Raw genomic sequence first — 20,067 nt, 5'->3', positions numbered from 1 at the left:
CTGTGGCCCGGCCCCTCCCGGTGGGGAGGGGCCGGGCCACAGGGCCGGGGCTTACGCCTTGCGGAGGCGGAAGGTGAGGCCCAGGGGCTCGTCCGTGAACGGGTCGCCGTAGGCGGCGTCGGCGTCGCCGGCGGCGAAGTCGGTCGCCAGGACCTCGTCCGCGATCAGGGCAGCGTGGTCGGTCAGGGCCGTCACCAGCTCCGGGTCCGACGCGGACCACCGCAGCGCGATCCGGTCCGCGACGTCCAGGCCGGAGTTCTTCCGGGCCTCCTGGATCAGGCGGATCGCGTCACGGGCCAGGCCCGCCAGCCGCAGCTCCGGGGTGATCTCCAGGTCCAGCGCGACCGTCGCGCCCGAGTCGGAGGCCACCGACCAGCCCTCGCGCGGGGTCTCGGTGATGATGACCTCGTCCGGGGTCAGGGTCACGACCTCGCCGTTCACCTCGACCTCGGCGGAGCCGCCCCGCAGGGACAGGGACAGCGCCGCCGCGTCGGCCGCGGCCACCGCCTTCGCCACGTCCTGCACGCCCTTGCCGAACCGCTTGCCCAGCGCCCGGAAGTTCGCCTTCGCGGTCGTGTCCACCAGGGACCCGCCGACCTCGGAGAGCGAGGCCAGGGAGGAGACGTTCAGCTCCTCCGTGATCTGGGACCGCAGCTGCGGCGACAGCGCGTCGAAGCCCACCGCGCCGACCAGCGCGCGCGACAGCGGCTGGCGGGTCTTGACGCCCGACTCCGCGCGCGTCGCGCGGCCCAGCTCGACCAGGCGGCGCACCAGCAGCATGTCCCGGGACAGCTCGCGGTCCACCTGCGCGGCGTCCGGCTCCGGCCAGGACGACAGGTGCACCGACTCCGGGGCGTCCGCGGTCACCGGGACGACCATGTCCTGCCACACCCGCTCCGTGATGAAGGGGGTGAGGGGGGCCATGAGGCGGGTCACCGTCTCGACCACGTCGTGCAGGGTGCGCAGCGCCGAGGCGTCGCCCTGCCAGAAGCGGCGGCGCGAGCGGCGGACGTACCAGTTGGACAGGTCGTCCACGAAGGAGGACAGCAGCTTGCCGGCGCGCTGGGTGTCGTACGACTCCATGGCCTCGGTGACCTCGGCCACCAGGGTGTGGAGCTCGGACAGCAGCCAGCGGTCCAGGACCGTGCGGTCCGCCGGGGCCGGGTCGGCCGCGGACGGCGCCCAGTTCGACGTACGGGCGTACAGCGCCTGGAAGGCGACCGTGTTCCAGTACGTGAGGAGGGTCTTGCGGACCACTTCCTGGATCGTGCCGTGGCCGACGCGGCGGGCCGCCCACGGGGAGCCGCCGGCCGCCATGAACCAGCGCACCGCGTCCGCGCCGTGCTGGTCCATGAGCGGGATCGGCTGGAGGATGTTGCCCAGGTGCTTGGACATCTTGCGGCCGTCCTCGGCCAGGATGTGGCCCAGGCAGACGACGTTCTCGTACGAGGACTTGTCGAAGACCAGCGTGCCGACCGCCATCATCGTGTAGAACCAGCCGCGGGTCTGGTCGATGGCCTCCGAGATGAACTGCGCCGGGTAGCGCTTCTCGAAGATCTCCTTGTTCTTGTACGGGTAACCCCACTGCGCGAACGGCATCGAGCCCGAGTCGTACCAGGCGTCGATGACCTCCGGCACGCGGACGGCCGTCAGGGAGCAGCCCTCGTGGGTGCAGGGGAAGGTGACGTCGTCGATGTACGGGCGGTGCGGGTCCAGGGCGGACTGGTCCGTGCCGGACAGCTCGCTCAGCTCCGCGCGCGAGCCGACGCAGGTGAGGTGGTCCTCCTCGCAGCGCCAGATCGGCAGCGGGGTGCCCCAGTAGCGGTTGCGGGAGAGCGCCCAGTCGATGTTGTTGTTCAGCCAGTCGCCGAAGCGGCCCTGCTTGACCGAGTCCGGGAACCAGTTCGTCTTCTCGTTCTCCCGCAGCATCGCGTCCTTGACGGCGGTGGTGCGGATGTACCAGGACGGCTGCGCGTAGTACAGCAGCGCGGTGTGGCAGCGCCAGCAGTGCGGGTAGCTGTGCTCGTAGGCGATGTGCTTGAAGAGCAGGCCGCGCGCGTCCAGGTCGGCGGTGAGCTTCTCGTCGGCCTTCTTGAAGAAGACGCCGCCGACCAGCGGGACGTCCTCCTCGAAGGTGCCGTCGGGGCGGACGGGGTTCACGACCGGCAGGCCGTACGCGCGGCAGACCGCGAGGTCGTCGGCGCCGAAGGCGGGGGACTGGTGGACCAGACCGGTGCCGTCCTCGGTCGTGACGTACTCGGCGTTCACGACGTAGTGGGCGGGCTCGGGGAACTCGACGAGGGAGAAGGGACGCTCGTACGTCCAGCGCTCCATCTCCTTGCCCGTGAAGGTCTGGCCGGTGGCCTCCCAGCCCTCGCCCAGGGACTTCTCCAGCAGCGGCTCGGCGACGACCAGCTTCTCCGAGTCCGGGTCGCCGGTGCGGCGCGCGACGACGTACGTGACGCCGGGGTGCGCGGCCACGGCCGTGTTGGAGACCAGGGTCCAGGGGGTCGTCGTCCAGACCAGCAGGGCGGCCTCGCCCGCGAGGGGGCCGGAGGTCAGCGGGAAGCGGACGTAGACGGAGGGGTCCACGACCGTCTCGTAGCCCTGCGCCAGCTCGTGGTCCGAGAGGCCGGTGCCGCAGCGCGGGCACCAGGGGGCGACGCGGTGGTCCTGGGTCAGCAGGCCCTTGTTGAAGATCTCCTTGAGCGACCACCACACGGACTCGACGTACTCGGGGTCCATGGTGCGGTAGGCGTCGTCCAGGTCGACCCAGTAGCCCATCCGGGTCGTGAGATCGGTGAACGCGTCGGTGTGGCGGGTCACGGACTCGCGGCACTTGGCGTTGAACTCGGCGATGCCGTACGCCTCGATGTCCTGCTTGCCGTTGAAGCCCAGTTCCTTCTCGACGGCGAGCTCGACGGGCAGGCCGTGGCAGTCCCAGCCGGCCTTGCGGGCCACGTGGTAGCCGCGCATGGTGCGGAACCGGGGGAAGACGTCCTTGAAGACGCGGGCCTCGATGTGGTGCGCGCCGGGCATGCCGTTCGCGGTCGGCGGGCCCTCGTAGAAGACCCACTCGGGGCGGCCCTCGGACTGCTCCAGGGTCTTGGCGAAGGTCTTGCTCTCGCGCCAGAAGTCGAGGACGGCGTGCTCAAGGGCAGGCAGGTCGACCTGGGCGGGTACCGGGCGGTACTGCGGCGGTGTGGTCATGAGGCTGAACTCTTCCTCCGGCGGGATGTCACTTCCGTCCGGAGGGACGAGAGCCGCCCCCGATCAGGGACGTGCTGCTCCCGCGGTACCACCCTCCTTGGCCTCCGGACGGGTCCGGGGGCCCCCTCATTGGGGCGCGAAGCCGGTTCTACTCGCCCGACGGGACTCCGTACGGACTTTCTTCCGGCGGCTCCGGGGTGATCCTTCACATCGCGCTCGCCCCCGGGCTCTCACCGTCCCCGGGTCGCTCCTGGCCGCGTACGACGCTACTCGTCCCCATCCATGCCTTTCGCTGGGCCCAGTGTACGGGCCGGGGCGCCGCTCGGCAGACCGGTTTTCCGGCGCCGCGGGCGTGGCGCGGGAGGGGCGCGGGCCCGGCCGGGCCGTGACCCGAATGGGCCGACGGGCCGGTACGGGATCCGGTGGGGCCGGTGGGGCGGGTTACCGGGCTTCCCGCTGGGCACAACGGATGCAGGTTCACGGTGAGGGACGCGTGCCCCGTTGCCGCCGGGTCGGAGGCGATTTATCGTTCCGGCACGATTCGCGAGCAATATCACAGTATGTGAAGGGGCCGCGGCCATGGTGGCGAAGAAGACCGCCGGGAGTACTGCCGGGAGGACTGCCAGGAAGGCCGTCGGGAAGGCTGACGGGGAGCCCACCGGGGTTCCGGCCGCGGTGAAGGAGACCGTGGTGAAGGAGATCGTGGCGCAGGAGACCGCGGCGAAGCGGGCCGCGCCGAAGAAGGCGGCGACGAAGGCGACGAAGGCGACCAAGGCGGCGAAGGCGGCGAAGAAGGCCCCGGCCGTCAAGGACGCCGCCGCGAAGGCGGCGCCCGCCAAGACGGCCGCCGTCGCGAGGAAGGCCCCGGCGAAGAAGGCGCCGGCCGTGAAGAAGAAGGCGACCGCCGTCGGCAGGACGACCGCGGGGAAGGTCACGGCCAAGGCGGCCTGGGCCGAGGGGGCGGCCCAGGCCGCGCAAGAGACGGGAGCCGGGAAAGTGGTTGCCAAGAAGAGCACGGGTACGGCCAGGAAGACGGCGGCGGTCGCCACCAGCGGGCTGCCCAAGACGGCCGCCAAGGCCGCGGGCAAGACCGCCGGCAAGGCGGCGACGGCGGGCCTCGCGCCCGGCGAGCTCGCCGTACGGCCGGGGGAGGACCCCTGGACCCCGGCGGAGGTCACGGAGGCCCGTACCGAGCTGTACAGCGAGGTGCTGCGGCTGCGCGCCGAACTGGACGCCTCCGAGCAGGCCATCGCCGGCCTGATGCGGGACTCGGGCGACGGCGCGGGCGACGACCAGGCCGATACGGGCACCAAGAACATCACCCGGGAGTCGGAGCTGGCCCTCGCCGCGAACGCCACGCTGATGCTGGAGCAGACCGAGCGGGCCCTGGAACGGCTGGACGCGGGCACGTACGGGCTGTGCGAGAACTGCGGGCAGCCCATCGGCAAGGCCAGGATGCAGGCCTTCCCGCGGGCCACGCTGTGCGTGGACTGCAAGCAGAAGCAGGAGCGGCGCCACTAGCGCGGGCGGGGCGGCGGGGGTACTGGGCAGGCGCCGGCCGGGCGGCCTGACGTACTCTCGTGTCTCGTCAGGGTCCAGGAACCTGGCACGGCTGACTTCGGCAACCTGGTTCGAGCTAGTTCGAGGGACTCACGTGGCAGAGGCGGAGCGCATCATCGGTACGCCCGAGGTCGGGGACGACACCCAGCCGGAGCCCGCGCTGCCCAAGGGGCGGCGGCGGATCGTGGCGCTGCTGGTGGTCGCGGTCCTCGCGTACCTGCTGGACCTCGGCAGCAAGATGCTGGTCGTCGCGAAGCTGGAGCACCAGGCGCCGATCGAGATCATCGGCGACCTGCTGAAGTTCGAGGCGGTCCGCAACCCCGGCGCCGCGTTCGGCTTCGGCGAGGCCTTCACCATCATCTTCACCTGCATCGCGGCCGGCGTGATCGTGGTGATCGTCCGGCTGGCGCGGAAGCTCTACAGCCTGCCGTGGGCGATCGCGCTCGGTCTGCTGCTCGGCGGTGCGCTGGGCAACCTGACCGACCGGATCTTCCGTTCGCCGGGCGTGTTCCGGGGCGCGGTCGTGGACTTCATCGCCCCGGCCCACTTCGCCGTCTTCAACCTCGCGGACTCGGCGATCGTGTGCGGCGGGATCCTGATCGTCCTGCTCTCCTTCAAGGGCCTGGACCCGGACGGCACCGTCCACAAGGACTGATCGCGGGCCCTGAGCGGCCTTGAGCGGGCCTTGAGCGGGACGGCTCCTCCGTCGAGTCCTGCATACTCGACAGGTGAGTACGATTCCCGAGATCCGCACCCTGCCCGTTCCCGATGGCCTTGAGGGCGAGCGCGTCGACGCCGCCATCGCCCGTATGTTCGGATTTTCCCGGACGAAGGCGGCCGAACTCGCGGCCGCGGGGAAGGTGTCGGTCGACGGCAGCGTCGTCGGGAAGTCCGAGCGGGTGCACGGCGGCGCCTGGCTCGAAGTCGAGATGCCCGCGCCGCCGCGGCCGGTCGAGCTCGTCGCCGAGCCCGTCCCCGGCATGGAGATCGTCCACGACGACGACGACATCGTCGTCGTCATGAAGCCGGTGGGCGTCGCCGCCCACCCGAGCCCCGGCTGGACCGGCACCACCGTCATCGGTGGCCTGGCCGCCGCCGGCTACCGGATCTCCACCTCCGGCGCGTCCGAGCGCCAGGGCGTCGTGCACCGCCTCGACGTCGGTACGTCCGGTCTGATGGCGGTCGCCAAGTCGGAGCGCGCGTACACCTCGCTGAAGAACCAGTTCCGCGAGCGGGTCGTGGACAAGCGCTACCACGCGCTGGTGCAGGGGCACCCGGACCCGATGAGCGGCACCATCGACGCGCCGATCGGGCGGCACCCGAACGCGGACTACAAGTGGGCCGTGACCCAGGACGGCAAGGCGTCGGTCACCCACTACGACCTGATCGAGGCCTTCCGCGCGGCCTCGCTGCTGGACATCAAGCTGGAGACCGGGCGTACGCACCAGATCCGCGTGCACATGTCCGCGCACCGGCACCCGTGCGTCGGCGACCTCACCTACGGCGCCGACCCGACCGTCGCGAAGCGGCTGGGGCTGACCCGCCAGTGGCTGCACGCGGTGCGGCTGGGCTTCGAGCACCCCGCGGACGGCAGCTGGGTGGAGTTCGAGAGCACCTACCCCGCCGACCTCCAGCACGCGCTGGATGTGATCCGGGCGGAGAGCGAGTGACCGCCTTCACCGTCAGGGTCGCGGCCGGCGAGGCCGACCGGGCGGCGTGCTTCGCGGTGCGGACCGAGGTGTTCGTGATCGAACAGTCGGTGCCGGAGTCGATCGAGTACGACGCGTACGACGCGGTGGCGGTGCACGTGCTGGCCGAGGGGCCGGACGGGGCGCCGCTGGGCACCGGCCGGCTGCTGTACGGGCCGGAGGCCCTGGCCAAGACGGGGTCCCCGGAGGTCGGCTCGCTGGGCCGGCTGGCCGTGACCAAGGCCGCGCGCGGGCTGGGCGTCGGAGTGGCGCTGGTGCGGGCGATCGAGGCGGAGGCCGGGCGGCTGGGGCTGGCCGCGGTCGACCTCGGCGCGCAGACGCATGCGCTGGGCTTCTACGAGCGCCTCGGGTACGAGGCCTACGGGCCGGAGTTCCAGGACGCGGGCATCCCCCACCGCTCGATGCGGCGGCGCCTGCCGTAACCCTGGCCGGGTGACCGAAGGCCCCGCCGACGCCGCGGCGCGGGGCGGAGCCGCTGGAGCGGCGGGGCGTTGGTGTCCGCGGCCGGTGGTACGGCAGGGTGGTGGAGTGGATCAGCTCGCTCTGCTTTTCGTACTGCTGCTCGGCGCGGTCGTCACCGTCCCGCTCGGGGACCGGCTCCGGCTGCCCGCGCCGGTGCTCATGACCATCGTCGGGGTGGTGCTCGCGCTCCTCCCCGCCGTGCCGAACGTCGACATCCCGCCCGAGTACATCCTGCCGCTCGTGCTGCCGCCGCTGCTGTACGCCTCGGTGCAGCGCACCTCCTGGCGCCAGTTCGCGGCGAACGTCCGGCCGATCCTGCTCCTCGCCGTCGCACTGGTCTTCGTGACCACCGCCGCCGTCGCCTTCGCCGCGAACGCCGTCGTGCCCGGGCTGCCCGTCGCCGCCGCCGTCGCCCTCGGGGCGCTCGTCGCGCCGCCCGACCCCGTCGCCGCCACGGCCGTCGCCGGATCGCTCGGGCTGCCGCGGCGGATGGTGTCGATCCTGGAGGGCGAGGGCCTCTTCAACGACGTCACCGCCATCGTGCTCTACCACGTGGCCATCGCCGCCGCCGTCAGCGGGAGCTTCTCCTGGCCCGGCGCCCTCGCGGAGTTCGTGCTGTCGGCCGTGGTCGCCCTCGCCGTCGGCCTCGCCCTCGGCTGGGCCACGAACCGGCTCATGGGGCGGCTCGGCGACGCCACCCTCCAGATCGGGCTGACGCTGCTCGTGCCGTTCGTGGCCTACGTCGTGGCGGAGGAGCTCCAGGGGTCGGGGGTGCTGGCCGTGCTGACGACGGCCCTGTTCCTCGCCGAGTACGCCAACGACGCCGACGACGTCCTCGGGCGCCTCGCCGGGCACACCTTCTGGGAGGTCGTCGACACGCTGGTCACCGGCGTCGCGTTCGGCCTGATCGGGCTGGAGCTGCACAACGTCTTCGGGGTCGCGCGCGGCCGCGAGTGGGAGATGGCCGGCTGGGCCGCGATCGTGACCGCGGTGGTGATCGGCGTCCGGCTGCTGTGGCTGCTGCCCGCCGGCTGGCTGGCGAAGAAGCTGCACGACCGGCGCGACTACGACGAGGAGATCCCGCTGAGCTGGCGGGAGTCGGTGGTCATGTGGTGGGCCGGGATGCGCGGCGTGGCCTCGGTGGCGCTGGCGCTGGCCATCCCGCTGCGCACCGACGCCGGGGACCCCTTCCCCGGCCGCGACCAGATGGTGTTCATCGCTTTCGCGGTGATCATGGTGACCCTGGTGTGCCAGGGGCTGACCCTGCCCTGGCTGGTGGGGCGGCTCGGCGTCGAGGCCGACGTGGACGCGGACCGGGAGACCGAGCGGCAGCTGGCGATCCGCGCCGCCAAGGCCGCGAAGCGGCGGCTGAAGGAGATCGAGGGGGTGGAGGACCTCCCGGAGGACCTGGTCGAGACCCTGTACCGGCGCGCGTACGACGTGGGGGCCAGGATCAGCCCCGAGATGGTGGACGAGGAGCGCCGCGAGGCGTACGCGAAGCGGGTGGAGCGGATCCGGGACATCCAGCGCATCCAGCGGGAGATGATGTCGGCCGCCCGCCACGAGGTCCTCTCGGCGCGCAGCGAACCCGGCGCGGACCCGGAGATCGTGGACCGGGTGCTGCGCCACCTGGACGTGCGCAGCCTGCGCAGCTGACCCCGGCCGGGGGTGATTCCCGTCACATGCGGGGCGGGCTGGTGGCCTCCGAGGTGGCGACGCGGGGGAGGGCGTACGGGTGGTGTTCCACCAGCCAGGCGATCATGCGCTCGCGGACCAGGCAGCGCAGGGTCCAGAGGTCGTCGGCGTCCTTCGCGGTGACCATCGCCCGGATCTGCATCGTGTTCGGGGTGGTGTCCGTGACGACCAGGCCGGCGGCGCGGCCGTCCCACTCCGGGGTCTCCTTCAGGAGGTCCGCCAGCCACTCCCGCAGCAGCGCGACCGGCGCCGAGTGGTCCAGGTGCACGAACACCGTGCCCGTCAGCTCGGCGCCGCCGCGCGACCAGTTCTCGTACGGCTTGCTGGTGAAGTACGACACGGGCATCGTGATGCGGCGCTCGTCCCAGGTGCGCACCACCAGGAAGGTCAGGGTGATCTCCTCGACGGTGCCCCACTCCTTGTCCACGACCACCGTGTCGCCGATCCGGACGGTGTCGCCGAAGGCGATCTGGAGCCCGGCGAACAGGTTGCTCAGCGAGGACTGGGCTGCGATGCCCGCCACGATGCCGAGGACGCCGGCGGAAGCCAGCATCGAGGCGCCGACCGCCCGCATCGCGGGGAACGTCAGCAGCATCGCGGCCACCGCCACCACGGCCACGGCGGCCGTCACCGCCCGCTGGATCAGCGCGACCTGGGTGCGGACCCGGCGGACGCGGGCGGGATCGAGGGCGCCGGCGGCGTAGCGGGCGTACGCGGAGTCGACCACGGCCGCCGCGATCCGTACCAGCAGCCAGGCCGTTCCGGCGATCAGGACGAGGGTGAGGGCGCGGCCGACGCCGACCGGATGGTCGGGCAGCACCCGGGCCTGGCGGTACGAGCCTCTCAGCAGGAACGTGCACAGGGTGACCTGGAACGGCAGGCGGCACCGGCGCAGCAGCCCCCACAGCGGGGTTTCGCTGTGCCGGGCGTCGGCGCGGCGCAACAGCAGGTCGAGCAGCCATGCCGCGAGCAGCGTGACGACGACCGAGCCGCCGATGACGGTCAGCGGGCGCAGGACGGACTCCATCTCCATGGGTATGAACGTAACCGGAAGGGGCGTCCGGAAACTGGCACGATGGGATCCATGAACATCATGCTTTTCCACTCGACGTACGGGCTGCGGCCCGCGGTGCACGCGGCGGCCGACCGGCTGCGCGCGGCCGGACACCAGGTCCAGGTACCGGACCTCTTCGAGGGGCGCACTTTCGAGACCGTCGAGGAGGGCATGGCCCACCGGGACGAGATCGGCCGCGACGAGCTGCTGAGGCGCGCGGTGCTGGCCGCGGCCCCCTACTCGGACCGGGGCCTGGTGTACGCGGGCTTCTCCTTCGGCGCGTCCGTCGCGCAGCACCTGGCCCTGCACGACGAGAAGGCGCGCGGGCTGCTGCTCCTGCACGGCACGTCGGACCTGGAGGAGAACGCCTCGGCGGACGAGCTCCCGGTGCAGCTGCACATCGCGGACCCGGACCAGTTCGAGCCGCACGACTGGCTGACGGCCTGGTACCTGCGGATGCGGCGGGCCGGGGCGGACGTGGAGGTCCACAGCTACCCGGGCGCCGGGCACCTGTTCACCGACCCGGACCTCGACGACTACGACGCGGAGGCCGCCGAGCAGACCTGGAAGGTCGCGCTCGGCTTCCTCGACAGTCTGTGACCTGAGCGGGAAACGGGGGCGCGGCCCGGCGGATTCGCCGGGCCGCGCCCTCCTGCGTTGACGTGCTGACGTGCTGACGTGCTGACGTGCTGATGTGTCCGTGCGTGCGCGTCAGGCGCGGTAGGAGCTCCACATGGTCTTCATGCGGGACACCTGGCCGGCCGTGAACTGGTACATGCAGGAGTCGTACGTGTAGTCCATGAAGTTGTGGATCGGGTCGACGCCGGACTGGGCGGTGCAGGAGTCGCGGCCGGTCGGGCACTCGAACGCGGCGGTCTTCTCGGCCGGGGTGTCGGCGACGGAGTCACCGCTGCCCGTGCAGCCGCCCTGGAAGGTGTGGTAGAGGCCGAGCCAGTGGCCGACCTCGTGGGTGGCGGTGTCGCCCTGGTTGTAGTTGGCGGAGGAGCCGCCCGGCAGCGAGCTGTTGAGCACGACCACGCCGTCCATCTTGGGCTGCGAGGCGTAGGAGCTGGGGAAGGTGGCCCAGCCGAGCAGCCCGCCGCCGAGGTTGGCGGTGTAGAGGTTCAGCGCGTTCTTGCCGCCCTTGCGCAGGGCGGTCTTCATGTCCTTCTCGGCCTTGGTTCCGTCCGAGAGGTTGTACCAGGCGGCGTTGTCCGTGTAGTCCGTGCCGGCCAGGGTGAACTGGAAGCCGGAGTTCACGTTGCCGGTGCCCTGGCCGCCGTACGCGGCGTTCAGGACGGCCAGCTGCTTGCTGACGTCGGTGGCCGTCAGCTTTCCGGTGCTGCCGGAGTGGATGACGTGGACGTAGACCGGGATGCTCGTCGCGGCGGCGCTCTCGCCGGCGCGCATGAGTCTCTGTGAGCCGATCTGGCCGAGCTTCTTGCTCAGGTCGGCGTCCATCGCCTTGACCTGGGCGTCCGTCACCTCGTTGGGGTCGGCTGCCGTGGCGGCCTGGGGGCGGGCGACGCGCGCGGCGGCGGAGGCGGAGGCCGTGGCGGCCTGTTCGTTGCAGACCTCGGCGGGGGTCTTGGCCGCGGCCACGGTCGTGGGGGCCGCGATCGGGGCGAACGCCAGGGTTCCGGCCAGGACGGCCGTACCCATGAGGCGGCGGCGGAGCAGGGGGGATATGCGGGCGGAAGCGCGCACGTTGACTCCTCGCGAAGCGTGGTGTGGGGGGTGAGGTTCTCCTCACGCTGGCGCGAAGCTTACGTGTCCATGTCAGCCGATTGGCAAGATCCCGTAGGTAAAAGATTTGTTGCCGAAGCGACTGAAGGGGCGTCTGGTGTGAACCAAACGCCCCTTCTCGCAGTCGAATTGACGGTATGTCAGCGCACCGGCTGAGTCACCCGCTCCACCTTCTGCGTGCCGCTGAGCGTGCGGTACGAGCGCGCCCACGCGGCCGTCGCGTCCTGGCGGCGCTTGTCCGAGACCACGTAGTAGTCCATCTGCGAACGCTCGGCCGTGACGTCCAGGACGCCGTATCCGTGGGCGTCCATGTCCAGCCACTTCACGTGCCAGTTCGCGGCCTTGATGGCCGTTTCGGCCACCAGCGAGGCGGTGTCCGCCGGGACGTGCAGCATCTCGTCGAGGTTGTCGGAGGTCACCGAGGTGACGACGAACTCGGTCGCCGCCGTGCCCGAGCCCGGGTAGGTCGCCATGTTCACCGGGACGTCGTTGGCCCACGCCATGTGGATGTCACCCGTCAGGAACACCGTGTTCTTGATGTTCCGGTCCTTCAGGTGGCCCAGCAGCTCCTTGCGGTCGTCCGTGTACCCGTCCCACTGGTCCACGTTGATCGCTATGCCGCCTTCCGGCAGCCCGAGCAGCTTGGTGAGGGGCTTCAGCAGGTGCGCGGGCAGCGAGCCGAACGCCACCGGCGAGATCATCACCGAGGTGCCGACCAGCTTCCAGGTCGCGTTCGAGCTCGCCAGGCCCGACTTGAGCCAGTCCAGCTGGGCGCGCCCGGTGATGGTGCGCTCCGGGTCGTCCACCGAGCCGCTGCCCACCTTCGCCTGCTGCGAGCGGAAGCTGCGCAGGTCCAGCAGGTGCAGGTCGGCGAGGGTGCCGAACTGCAGCCGCCGGTAGACGGTGCCGGCGACGGAGGGCCGCACCGGCATCCACTCGAAGTACGCCTGCTTCGCGGCGGCCGCGCGGGCCGCCCACTCGCCCTCGGCGCCGGGGGTGTGGTTCTCCGCCCCGCCCGCCCAGGCGTCGTTGGCGAACTCGTGGTCGTCCCAGATGGCGATGATCGCGTGGGCCGCGTGCAGCGCCTGGAGGTCGGCGTCCGTCTTGTACTTGCCGTGCCGGACGCGGTAGTCCGCCAGCGAGACGATCTCGTGCTTCGGCTCGTGCTGGCGCACGACGTACTTCGCCTCCGGGTAACCCCCGCTCTGGTACTCGTAGATGTAGTCGCCCAGGTGCAGGACGGCGGTCAGGTCGCTGCGGGCGGCCAGGTGGCGGTACGCCGAGAAGTAGCCGGACTCCCAGTTGGCGCAGGAGACCACGCCGAACCGGACCCCGGCGGTGCTCACGTCGTGGGCCGGGGCGGTCAGGGTGCGCCCGGCCGGGGAGACGGTGTCCCCCGCGGTGAAGCGGTACCAGTACGGGGTCTGCGGGCGCAGGCCGCGCACGTCCGCCTTGACCGTGTGGTCGGCGGCGGCGGTCGCGGTCACCGAGCCGCGCGCGACGACCCGGGAGAAGGCCTTGTCCTCGGAGACTTCCCAGGCCACCTCGGTGGCCGGGCCGAGGCCGGAGCCCGGCGCCGCCTCGGGAACCGGGGTGACGCGGGTCCACAGCAGGATCCCGTCGGGCAGCGGGTCGCCGGAGGCGACGCCGTGCAGGAAGGCGGGGGCGGGGGCGGCGGCCGCCGCGTGGGCGGCCTGGGCGCCGAGTCCGGCGAGCGGGGCCAGCGCGGCCGTTGCCGCGGCTGCCAGGACGACCGTACGGCGGCGCGGAGCAGCCGGGTTGGCCGGAACGGGGGAGAGATGACTGGTCACGGGCGATGATATTACTGCCGGGTATAACCGCCGGTACATCCCTGGGAAGGCAACGGGCGGACGAACTCTGAGAGTTCGCCCGCCCGTGAAGCGGTGGCCGGAAGACGGTCCCTGGCGGACCGTCAGCGTCCGGCGCCGGTCAGCCCTTCAGGGCCGCGTCGATCGCCGTCGTGAAGGCGTCGGGGGTGGAGGGGGTGTCGATCTTCTTGCCGTCCATCTTCAGCGTCGGAGTGCCCGTCACCCCGGACTTGTCGAAGGACTTCGACATCTCCATCGCCCACCGGTCGTACGTGCCGTCCTCGACGGCCTTCTTGAACTCGGCGTTCCCCTTCAGCGCCGGGACGGTGTCCGCGACCTTGATGAGGTAGTCGTCCTTGGCGAAGCTGTCGACGGTCTCCTCGGGGTGCAGCTCCTTGGAGTACAGGGCCGCCTTGTAGTCGAGGAAGGCCTCCGGGCTGACGTTCAGCGCCGCGCCGAGCGCGCTCAGCGCGTTCTTCGAGCCCTCGCCCTTGGCGGCGTTGTCGATGAAGGTCGCGCCTATGTAGCGCAGCTTGTACTTGCCCGCGTCGACGTCCTTCTTGACCTGCTCGCCCACCGCCTGCTCGAACGCCGCGCACGCCGGGCAGCGCGAGTCCTCGTACAGCTCCAGGGTCTTCTTCGCGTCGGCCTTGCCGAGCACGACGGTGGTGCCGTCGTCGCCCGTGGTGTTCTTCGGCTTGACCAGCTCGGCCTTGGCGGCCTTCTCCCAGTACGTGGGCTCGTTGGCCTGCTTGACCAGGTAGGCGACGCCGCCGACCACGGCCAGCAGCAGGACACCCGCGCCGGCCACGATGACCTGGCGGCGCACCCGGTCCTTCTTGGCCTGCCGCTCGCGCTCCGCGCGCAGCTTCTCGCGGGCCGCCGCCTTGTTCGCCTGGCTGTTGCGTGAACTCATGGTGATCTCCGTGACGTGTGAAAGAGGGGGGACTGCCGTACGTACGCGTCTCAGGCGCTCGCGAGCGCCGCGCGTACGGGAGGTCCCCGCCGTCCCACGGAGTGTGCGGGGAATCGGGTACGGGCCCCCGTGCCCGGGCGGACCGGCGACGGCATCCGCCGCGCCGGGCCCGCGACCGCCGTCACCGAGGCCGCCACCAGCAGCAGCGGCCGGAACGCGAAGGCGGCCACCGCGCGCACCAGCCGGCCGAGCGCCCGCTCCCCGTGCCGCAGCCACAGCGCCGCGAGCAGCCCGACCGAGACGTGCGCCCCCAGCAGCAGCCAGGGGGTCCACGGCCCGGGCGCGACCGCCAGCGCGGCCGCGGGACCGCCCGCCGGCGCCGTCAGCGGGCCGCCCACCGGGGTCCCGCCGCACAGCTCCGCCAGGCCCAGGGCGCGCAGCGGGCCGGAGACCGGGCCGCCGGCCGGGCCGTAGCAGACGTGCTGCCCGGCGGTGAAGACGGTGTCGGCCGCCAGCTCCAGCGGCACCAGCAGCCCGGCGATCGGGCCGAAGCCCCGCTCCCGGCCGGCCAGCGCGTAGGCGATCAGGAACACCCCGGCGAAGGCCCCGCCCACCATGGCGGGCGGCAGCGGTGCCTGGGACATCAGCACGTGGGAGCCGGCCGAGAGCAGCACGACGAGCGCGCCGAACAGCGCGGCCCGCAGCCCCCGAAGCCCTACAGCTGATATGTCCATCGCCGCGAGTGTGCCACGACTCCCTGTGAAACCCGGCCCTGGGCCCCGGAGGGCCACGGAATCACGCCAGGGCGCGCTCGTTCATGATCCGGCCGTTGCGGAACAGGTCCACGAAGATCTGGTGGTCGGCGCGCGCCCGGGCCCCGTAGGCGTGGGCGAAGTCCACGAGGAGCTCCGCGAAGCCCGCCTCGTCGGCCGCGATCGCCGCGTCGATGGCCCGCTCGGTGGAGAACGGGACCAGCGTCTGCCCGCTCTCCGCCGCGTCGGCCGCGCCGTGCATGGTCGCCGTCGCCCGGCCCAGGTCCGCGACCACGGTCGCGATCTCCTCCGGGTCGTCCAGGTCCGACCAGTCCAGGTCCACCGCGTACGGGGAGACCTCCGCCACCAGCTGCCCGGAGCCGTCCAGCTCCGTCCAGCCCAGCCACGGGTCCGCGTGCGCCTGCAGGGCCCGCTGGGAGATCACCGTGCGGTGTCCCTCGTGCTGGAAGTACTCCCGGACCGCCCGGTCGGTGATGTGCCGGGACACCGCCGGGGTCTGCGCCTGCTTGAGGTAGATCACGACGTCGTTCTCCAGGGCGTCGCTGTGCCCCTCCAGCAGGATGTTGTACGAGGGCAGGCCGGCCGAGCCGATCCCGATGCCCCGGCGGCCCACCACGTCCTTGACCCGGTACGAGTCGGGGCGGACCAGCGACTCCTCCGGCAGGGTCTCCAGGTACCCGTCGAAGGCGGCCAGCACCTTGTACCGGGTCGCCGCGTCCAGCTCGATGGCGCCGCCGCCCGAGGCGAAGCGGCGCTCGTAGTCCCGGATCTCCGTCATCGAGTCGAGCAGGGCGAAGCGGGTGCGGGAGCGGGCCGAGCGCAGCGCCCCCAGCAGCGGGCCCTCGGCGGTGTCCAGGGTGAAGGAGGGCACCGCGTCCTCGTAGCGGTCCCCCGCGCCGGTCGCCAGGGCGTGGATCCGCTCCCGGTAGGCGGCCGCGTAGATCCGCACGAGCTCGCTGATCTGCTCGTCGCTGAGGGCCTTGGTGTAGCCGATCAGGGCGACGGAGGCGGCGAAGCGCTTCAGGTCCCAGGTGAAGGGGCCGACGTAGGCCTCGTCGAAGTCGTTGACGTTGAAGATCAGCCGGCCGTTGGAGTCCATGTAGGTGCCGAAGTTCTCGGCGTGCAGATCGCCGTGGATCCAGACCCGGCCGGTCCGCTCGTCCAGGTACGGGCCGCCGTGCCGGTCGTGCTCCAGGTCGGCGTAGAACAGACAGGCCGTACCGCGGTAGAAGGCGAACGCGGAGGCCGCCATCTTGCGGAATTTGACCTGGAAGGCAGCGGGGTCGGCGGCGAACAGCTCACCGAAAGCGGTGTTGAACACATCGAGTATCTGCTCGGCGCGCTGTTCGTTCGACGTCTCGGGAACCGCCATGGCGGGTGCCTCCTGGTGGCGCTTGTCTGGATCTTCTGCTGACCGGATTCCGGACAGGTGTCCTTGGGTCTGCAACGGATGACCGTACCCGTCGGTGCCCGGTTCCTGTCACTCGCCCGACGTAGACTTCGGGGCTGCCCCCCCTCTCTCCCCGCCGGAGGACTCCCACCGTGACCAAGACGCCGTTCACGCACCTGCACGTCCACACCCAGTACTCGCTGCTGGACGGTGCCGCGCGGCTGAAGGACATGTTCAACGCGTGCAACGAGATGGGCATGACGCACATCGCCATGTCCGACCACGGCAACCTGCACGGCGCCTACGACTTCTTCCACACCGCGCAGAAGTCGGGCGTCACGCCGATCATCGGCATCGAGGCGTACGTCGCCCCCGAGTCCCGGCGCAACAAGCGGCGCATCCAGTGGGGCCAGCCCCACCAGAAGCGGGACGACGTCTCCGGTTCCGGCGGTTACACCCACAAGACGATCTGGGCGGCGAACTCCACCGGCCTGCACAACCTCTTCCGGCTGTCCTCCGACGCCTACGCCGAGGGCTGGCTCACGAAGTGGCCCCGCATGGACAAGGAGACCATCAGCCAGTGGTCCGAGGGGCTCATCGCCTCCACCGGCTGCCCCTCCGGCGAGCTCCAGACCAGGCTGCGCCTCGGCCAGTTCGACGAGGCCCTGAAGTCGGCCTCCGAGTACCAGGACATCTTCGGCAAGGACCGGTACTTCCTGGAGCTGATGGACCACGGCATCGAGATCGAGCGCCGGGTCCGCGACGGGCTGCTGGAGATCGGCAAGAAGCTCGGCATCCCGCCGCTGGTCACGAACGACTCGCACTACACGTACGCGAGCGAGGCCACCGCCCACGACGCCCTGCTCTGCATCCAGACCGGCAAGAACCTCTCGGACCCGGACCGCTTCCGCTTCGACGGCACCGGCTACTACCTGAAGTCCACGGAGGAGATGTACGCCATCGACTCCTCGGACGCCTGGCAGGAGGGCTGCGCCAACACGAAGCTGGTCGCGGACCAGATCGACACCGAGGGCATGTTCAAGTTCCGGAACCTGATGCCGAAGTTCGACATCCCGGAGGGTCACACCGAGGTCAGCTGGTTCCGCGAGGAGACCATGCGCGGCATGCACCGCCGCTACCCCGGAGGCATCCCGGACGACCGGCTGAAGCAGGCCGAGTACGAGATGGACACGATCATCTCGATGGGCTTCCCCGGCTACTTCCTCGTGGTCGCCGACTTCATCATGTGGGCCAAGAACCAGGGCATCGCGGTGGGCCCGGGCCGAGGCTCCGCGGCCGGTTCGATCGTCGCGTACGCCATGGGCATCACCGACCTCGACCCGCTCACCCACGGCCTGATCTTCGAGCGCTTCCTGAACCCCGAGCGCGTCTCCATGCCCGATGTCGACATCGACTTCGACGAGCGCAGGCGCGTCGAGGTGATCCGGTACGTGACCGAGAAGTACGGCCAGGACAAGGTCGCCATGATCGGGACCTACGGCACGATCAAGGCCAAGAACGCGATCAAGGACTCCGCGCGTGTCCTGGGCTACCCGTACGCCATGGGCGACCGGCTCACCAAGGCCATGCCCGCCGACGTCCTCGGCAAGGGCATCCCCCTCTCCGGCATCCTCGACCCGCAGCACCCCCGCTACGGCGAGGCCGGCGAGATCCGCGGGATGTACGAGAACGAGCCGGACGTCAAGAAGGTCATCGACACCGCCCGCGGCGTGGAGGGCCTGGTCCGCCAGATGGGCGTGCACGCCGCCGGCGTGATCATGTCCAGCGAGACGATCACCGACCACGTGCCCGTCTGGGTACGGCACACGGACCAGGTGACCATCACCCAGTGGGACTACCCGAGCTGCGAGTCGCTCGGCCTGCTGAAGATGGACTTCCTCGGCCTGCGCAACCTCACGATCATGGACGACGCCGTCAAGATGGTGAAGGCGAACAAGGGGATCGACATCGATCTCCTCGCCCTCCCGCTCGACGACCCCAAGACCTTCGAACTGCTCGGCCGCGGCGACACCCTCGGCGTCTTCCAGTTCGACGGCGGGCCCATGCGCTCCCTGCTGCGCCTGATGAAGCCCGACAACTTCGAGGACATCTCCGCCGTCTCGGCCCTGTACCGGCCGGGCCCGATGGGCATGAACTCGCACACGAACTACGCCCTGCGCAAGAACAAGCAGCAGGAGATCACCCCGATCCACCCGGAACTGGAGGGACCCCTCGAAGAGGTCCTCGCGGTCACCTACGGCCTGATCGTGTACCAGGAGCAGGTGCAGAAGGCCGCCCAGATCATCGCCGGGTACTCGCTCGGCGAGGCCGACATCCTGCGCCGCGTGATGGGCAAGAAGAAGCCCGAGGAGCTGGCGAAGAACTTCGTCATCTTCGAGGGGGGTGCCAAGAAGAAGGGCTTCAGCGACCAGGCGATCAAGGCGCTGTGGGACGTCCTGGTGCCCTTCGCCGGCTACGCCTTCAACAAGGCGCACTCGGCGGCGTACGGCCTGGTCTCCTACTGGACCGCCTACCTCAAGGCGAACTTCCCGGCCGAGTACATGGCGGGACTCCTCACCTCGGTCAAGGACGACAAGGACAAGTCCGCGATCTACCTGAACGAGTGCCGCCGCATGGGCATCAAGGTGCTCCCGCCGAACGTGAACGAGTCCGAGCCGAACTTCGCCGCCCAGGGCGACGACGTGATCCTCTTCGGCCTCACCGCCGTCCGCAACGTCGGCAACAACGTCGTCGACTCGATCATCAAGACGAGGAAGGCCAAGGGGAAGTACTCGACCTTCCCCGACTTCCTCGACAAGGTCGAGGCCGTGGTCTGCAACAAGCGGACCGTCGAGTCGCTGATCAAGGCCGGCGCCTTCGACGAGATGGGCCACACCCGCAAGGGCCTGGTCGCCCACCACGAACCGATGATCGACAACGTGGTCGCGGTCAAGCGCAAGGAGGCCGAGGGACAGTTCGACCTCTTCGGCGCGATGGGCGACGAGGCCGGCGGCGACGAGCCGGGCTTCGGGCTCGACGTCGAGTTCTCCGACGTGGAGTGGGAGAAGTCCTACCTGCTCGCCCAGGAGCGCGAGATGCTCGGCCTCTACGTCTCGGACCACCCGCTGTTCGGCCTGGAGCACGTGCTGTCCGACAAGACGGACGCCGGTATCTCCCAGCTCACCGGAGGCGAGCACTCCGACGGCGCGGTCGTCACCATCGGCGGCATCATCTCGGGCCTCCAGCGCAAGATGACCAAGCAGGGCAACGCCTGGGCGATCGCCACCGTCGAGGACCTGGCCGGCTCCATCGAGTGCATGTTCTTCCCGGCGACCTACCAGCTCGTCTCCACCCAGCTCGTCGAGGACACCGTCGTGTTCGTCAAGGGCCGCCTCGACAAGCGCGAGGACGTGCCCCGCCTGGTCGCCATGGAGATGATGGTCCCCGACCTCTCCTCGGCCGGAACGAACGCCCCCGTGGTGCTCACCATCCCGACCGTCAAGGTCACTCCGCCGATGGTGACCCGACTGGGGGAGATCCTGCGCCACCACAAGGGCAACACCGAGGTGCGGATCAAGCTCCAGGGGCCCCGGACCACGACCGTGCTGCGGCTCGACCGGCACCGGGTGCAGCCCGACCCGGCGCTGTTCGGTGACCTCAAGGTGCTCCTCGGACCGTCCTGCCTGGCCGGATAACGGCCACGACGGCGGCCGCCGCACGGCC

Annotated in this window: 14 protein-coding genes; 7 read left to right on the top strand and 7 right to left on the bottom strand. The window is 70.8% G+C overall.

The genetic code is table 11. The features are described 5' to 3' along the window. Positions 1-51: 51 nt before the first annotated feature. Positions 52-3,210, bottom strand: a complete 3,159-nt coding sequence (gene ileS, locus IE248_RS17555) for an isoleucine--tRNA ligase (protein WP_190031119.1) — start codon at positions 3,208-3,210, stop codon at positions 52-54. A 690-nt stretch (positions 3,211-3,900) separates the two neighbouring features. On the opposite strand from ileS, the gene IE248_RS17550 reads away from it, so the two are divergent. The 5 genes from IE248_RS17550 to IE248_RS17530 all read left to right on the top strand — a co-directional run bounded on the left by IE248_RS17550 (position 3,901) and on the right by IE248_RS17530 (position 8,597). Then, on the top strand, positions 3,901-4,731 hold the full coding sequence (locus tag IE248_RS17550) for a TraR/DksA family transcriptional regulator (RefSeq protein ID WP_308438156.1): 831 nt from the start codon (positions 3,901-3,903) through the stop codon (positions 4,729-4,731). 133 nt (positions 4,732-4,864) lie between these two features. Further along, entirely contained in the window at positions 4,865-5,425 is a 561-nt protein-coding gene (gene lspA / locus IE248_RS17545) for a signal peptidase II (RefSeq protein ID WP_008738674.1), read from the top strand. 73 nt (positions 5,426-5,498) lie between these two features. Next, complete coding sequence (locus tag IE248_RS17540; protein ID WP_008738672.1) at positions 5,499-6,440, top strand: RluA family pseudouridine synthase; 942 nt, start codon at positions 5,499-5,501, stop codon at positions 6,438-6,440. Beyond that, the gene (locus IE248_RS17535) at positions 6,437-6,901 is read left to right on the top strand and encodes a GNAT family N-acetyltransferase (RefSeq protein WP_008738670.1); all 465 of its coding nucleotides are present in this window, start codon (positions 6,437-6,439) and stop codon (positions 6,899-6,901) included. The genes IE248_RS17540 and IE248_RS17535 overlap by 4 nt, the downstream gene beginning before the upstream one ends. A gap of 106 nt (positions 6,902-7,007) precedes the next feature. Further along, on the top strand, positions 7,008-8,597 hold the full coding sequence (locus IE248_RS17530) for a Na+/H+ antiporter (RefSeq protein ID WP_073798955.1): 1,590 nt from the start codon (positions 7,008-7,010) through the stop codon (positions 8,595-8,597). 22 nt (positions 8,598-8,619) lie between these two features. On the opposite strand, the gene IE248_RS17525 is transcribed toward IE248_RS17530, so the two are convergent. Then, positions 8,620-9,663, bottom strand: coding sequence for a mechanosensitive ion channel family protein (locus IE248_RS17525; protein WP_037791558.1), 1,044 nt, complete (start codon positions 9,661-9,663; stop codon positions 8,620-8,622). 48 nt (positions 9,664-9,711) lie between these two features. On the opposite strand from IE248_RS17525, the gene IE248_RS17520 reads away from it, so the two are divergent. Next, positions 9,712-10,290 (top strand): dienelactone hydrolase family protein, encoded by a 579-nt coding sequence (locus IE248_RS17520; protein WP_078489019.1) that lies wholly within the window; start codon positions 9,712-9,714, stop codon positions 10,288-10,290. A gap of 111 nt (positions 10,291-10,401) precedes the next feature. On the opposite strand, the gene IE248_RS17515 is transcribed toward IE248_RS17520, so the two are convergent. The 5 genes from IE248_RS17515 to IE248_RS17495 all read right to left on the bottom strand — a co-directional run bounded on the left by IE248_RS17515 (position 10,402) and on the right by IE248_RS17495 (position 16,326). Continuing rightward, a complete protein-coding gene (locus IE248_RS17515) occupies positions 10,402-11,352 on the bottom strand; it encodes a zinc metalloprotease (protein ID WP_073799029.1) in 951 nt (316 codons plus the stop codon). A gap of 224 nt (positions 11,353-11,576) precedes the next feature. Further along, entirely contained in the window at positions 11,577-13,286 is a 1,710-nt protein-coding gene (locus IE248_RS17510; RefSeq protein ID WP_100583258.1) for an alkaline phosphatase D family protein, read from the bottom strand. A gap of 100 nt (positions 13,287-13,386) precedes the next feature. Continuing rightward, a complete protein-coding gene (locus IE248_RS17505; protein WP_008738659.1) occupies positions 13,387-14,181 on the bottom strand; it encodes a DsbA family protein in 795 nt (264 codons plus the stop codon). 50 nt (positions 14,182-14,231) lie between these two features. Continuing rightward, positions 14,232-14,915 carry a hypothetical protein gene (locus tag IE248_RS17500; protein WP_190031117.1) on the bottom strand — a complete coding sequence of 228 codons (684 nt, stop codon included), beginning with the start codon at positions 14,913-14,915 and terminating at the stop codon, positions 14,232-14,234. Positions 14,916-14,976: 61 nt separating this feature from the next. Continuing rightward, entirely contained in the window at positions 14,977-16,326 is a 1,350-nt protein-coding gene (locus IE248_RS17495) for a DUF2252 domain-containing protein (protein WP_008738653.1), read from the bottom strand. A 170-nt stretch (positions 16,327-16,496) separates the two neighbouring features. Between IE248_RS17495 and dnaE the strand changes: the two genes are divergently transcribed. Next, positions 16,497-20,039 carry a DNA polymerase III subunit alpha gene (gene dnaE, locus IE248_RS17490; protein ID WP_008738652.1) on the top strand — a complete coding sequence of 1,181 codons (3,543 nt, stop codon included), beginning with the start codon at positions 16,497-16,499 and terminating at the stop codon, positions 20,037-20,039. Positions 20,040-20,067 lie beyond the last annotated feature (28 nt).

The sequence above is a fragment of the Streptomyces goshikiensis genome (genome assembly GCF_014650555.1).
GTDB classification, from domain to species: domain Bacteria; phylum Actinomycetota; class Actinomycetes; order Streptomycetales; family Streptomycetaceae; genus Streptomyces; species Streptomyces goshikiensis.
The sequence above is the reverse complement of the archived record's forward strand: the minus strand, read 5'-3'. Positions and strand labels throughout refer to the sequence as shown.

Bases quoted from the DNA above. Each gene is read 5' to 3' on its own strand.
- ileS (WP_190031119.1), bottom strand. From the start codon at position 3,210: ATGACCACACCGCCGCAGTACCGCCCGGTACCCGCCCAGGTCGACCTG.
- IE248_RS17525 (WP_037791558.1), bottom strand. From the start codon at position 9,663: ATGGAGTCCGTCCTGCGCCCGCTGACCGTCATCGGCGGCTCGGTCGTC.
- IE248_RS17520 (WP_078489019.1), top strand. From the start codon at position 9,712: ATGGGATCCATGAACATCATGCTTTTCCACTCGACGTACGGGCTGCGG.
- IE248_RS17515 (WP_073799029.1), bottom strand. From the start codon at position 11,352: ATGGGTACGGCCGTCCTGGCCGGAACCCTGGCGTTCGCCCCGATCGCG.
- IE248_RS17510 (WP_100583258.1), bottom strand. From the start codon at position 13,286: ATGTACCGGCGGTTATACCCGGCAGTAATATCATCGCCCGTGACCAGT.
- IE248_RS17505 (WP_008738659.1), bottom strand. From the start codon at position 14,181: ATGAGTTCACGCAACAGCCAGGCGAACAAGGCGGCGGCCCGCGAGAAG.
- IE248_RS17500 (WP_190031117.1), bottom strand. From the start codon at position 14,915: ATGGACATATCAGCTGTAGGGCTTCGGGGGCTGCGGGCCGCGCTGTTC.
- IE248_RS17495 (WP_008738653.1), bottom strand. From the start codon at position 16,326: ATGGCGGTTCCCGAGACGTCGAACGAACAGCGCGCCGAGCAGATACTC.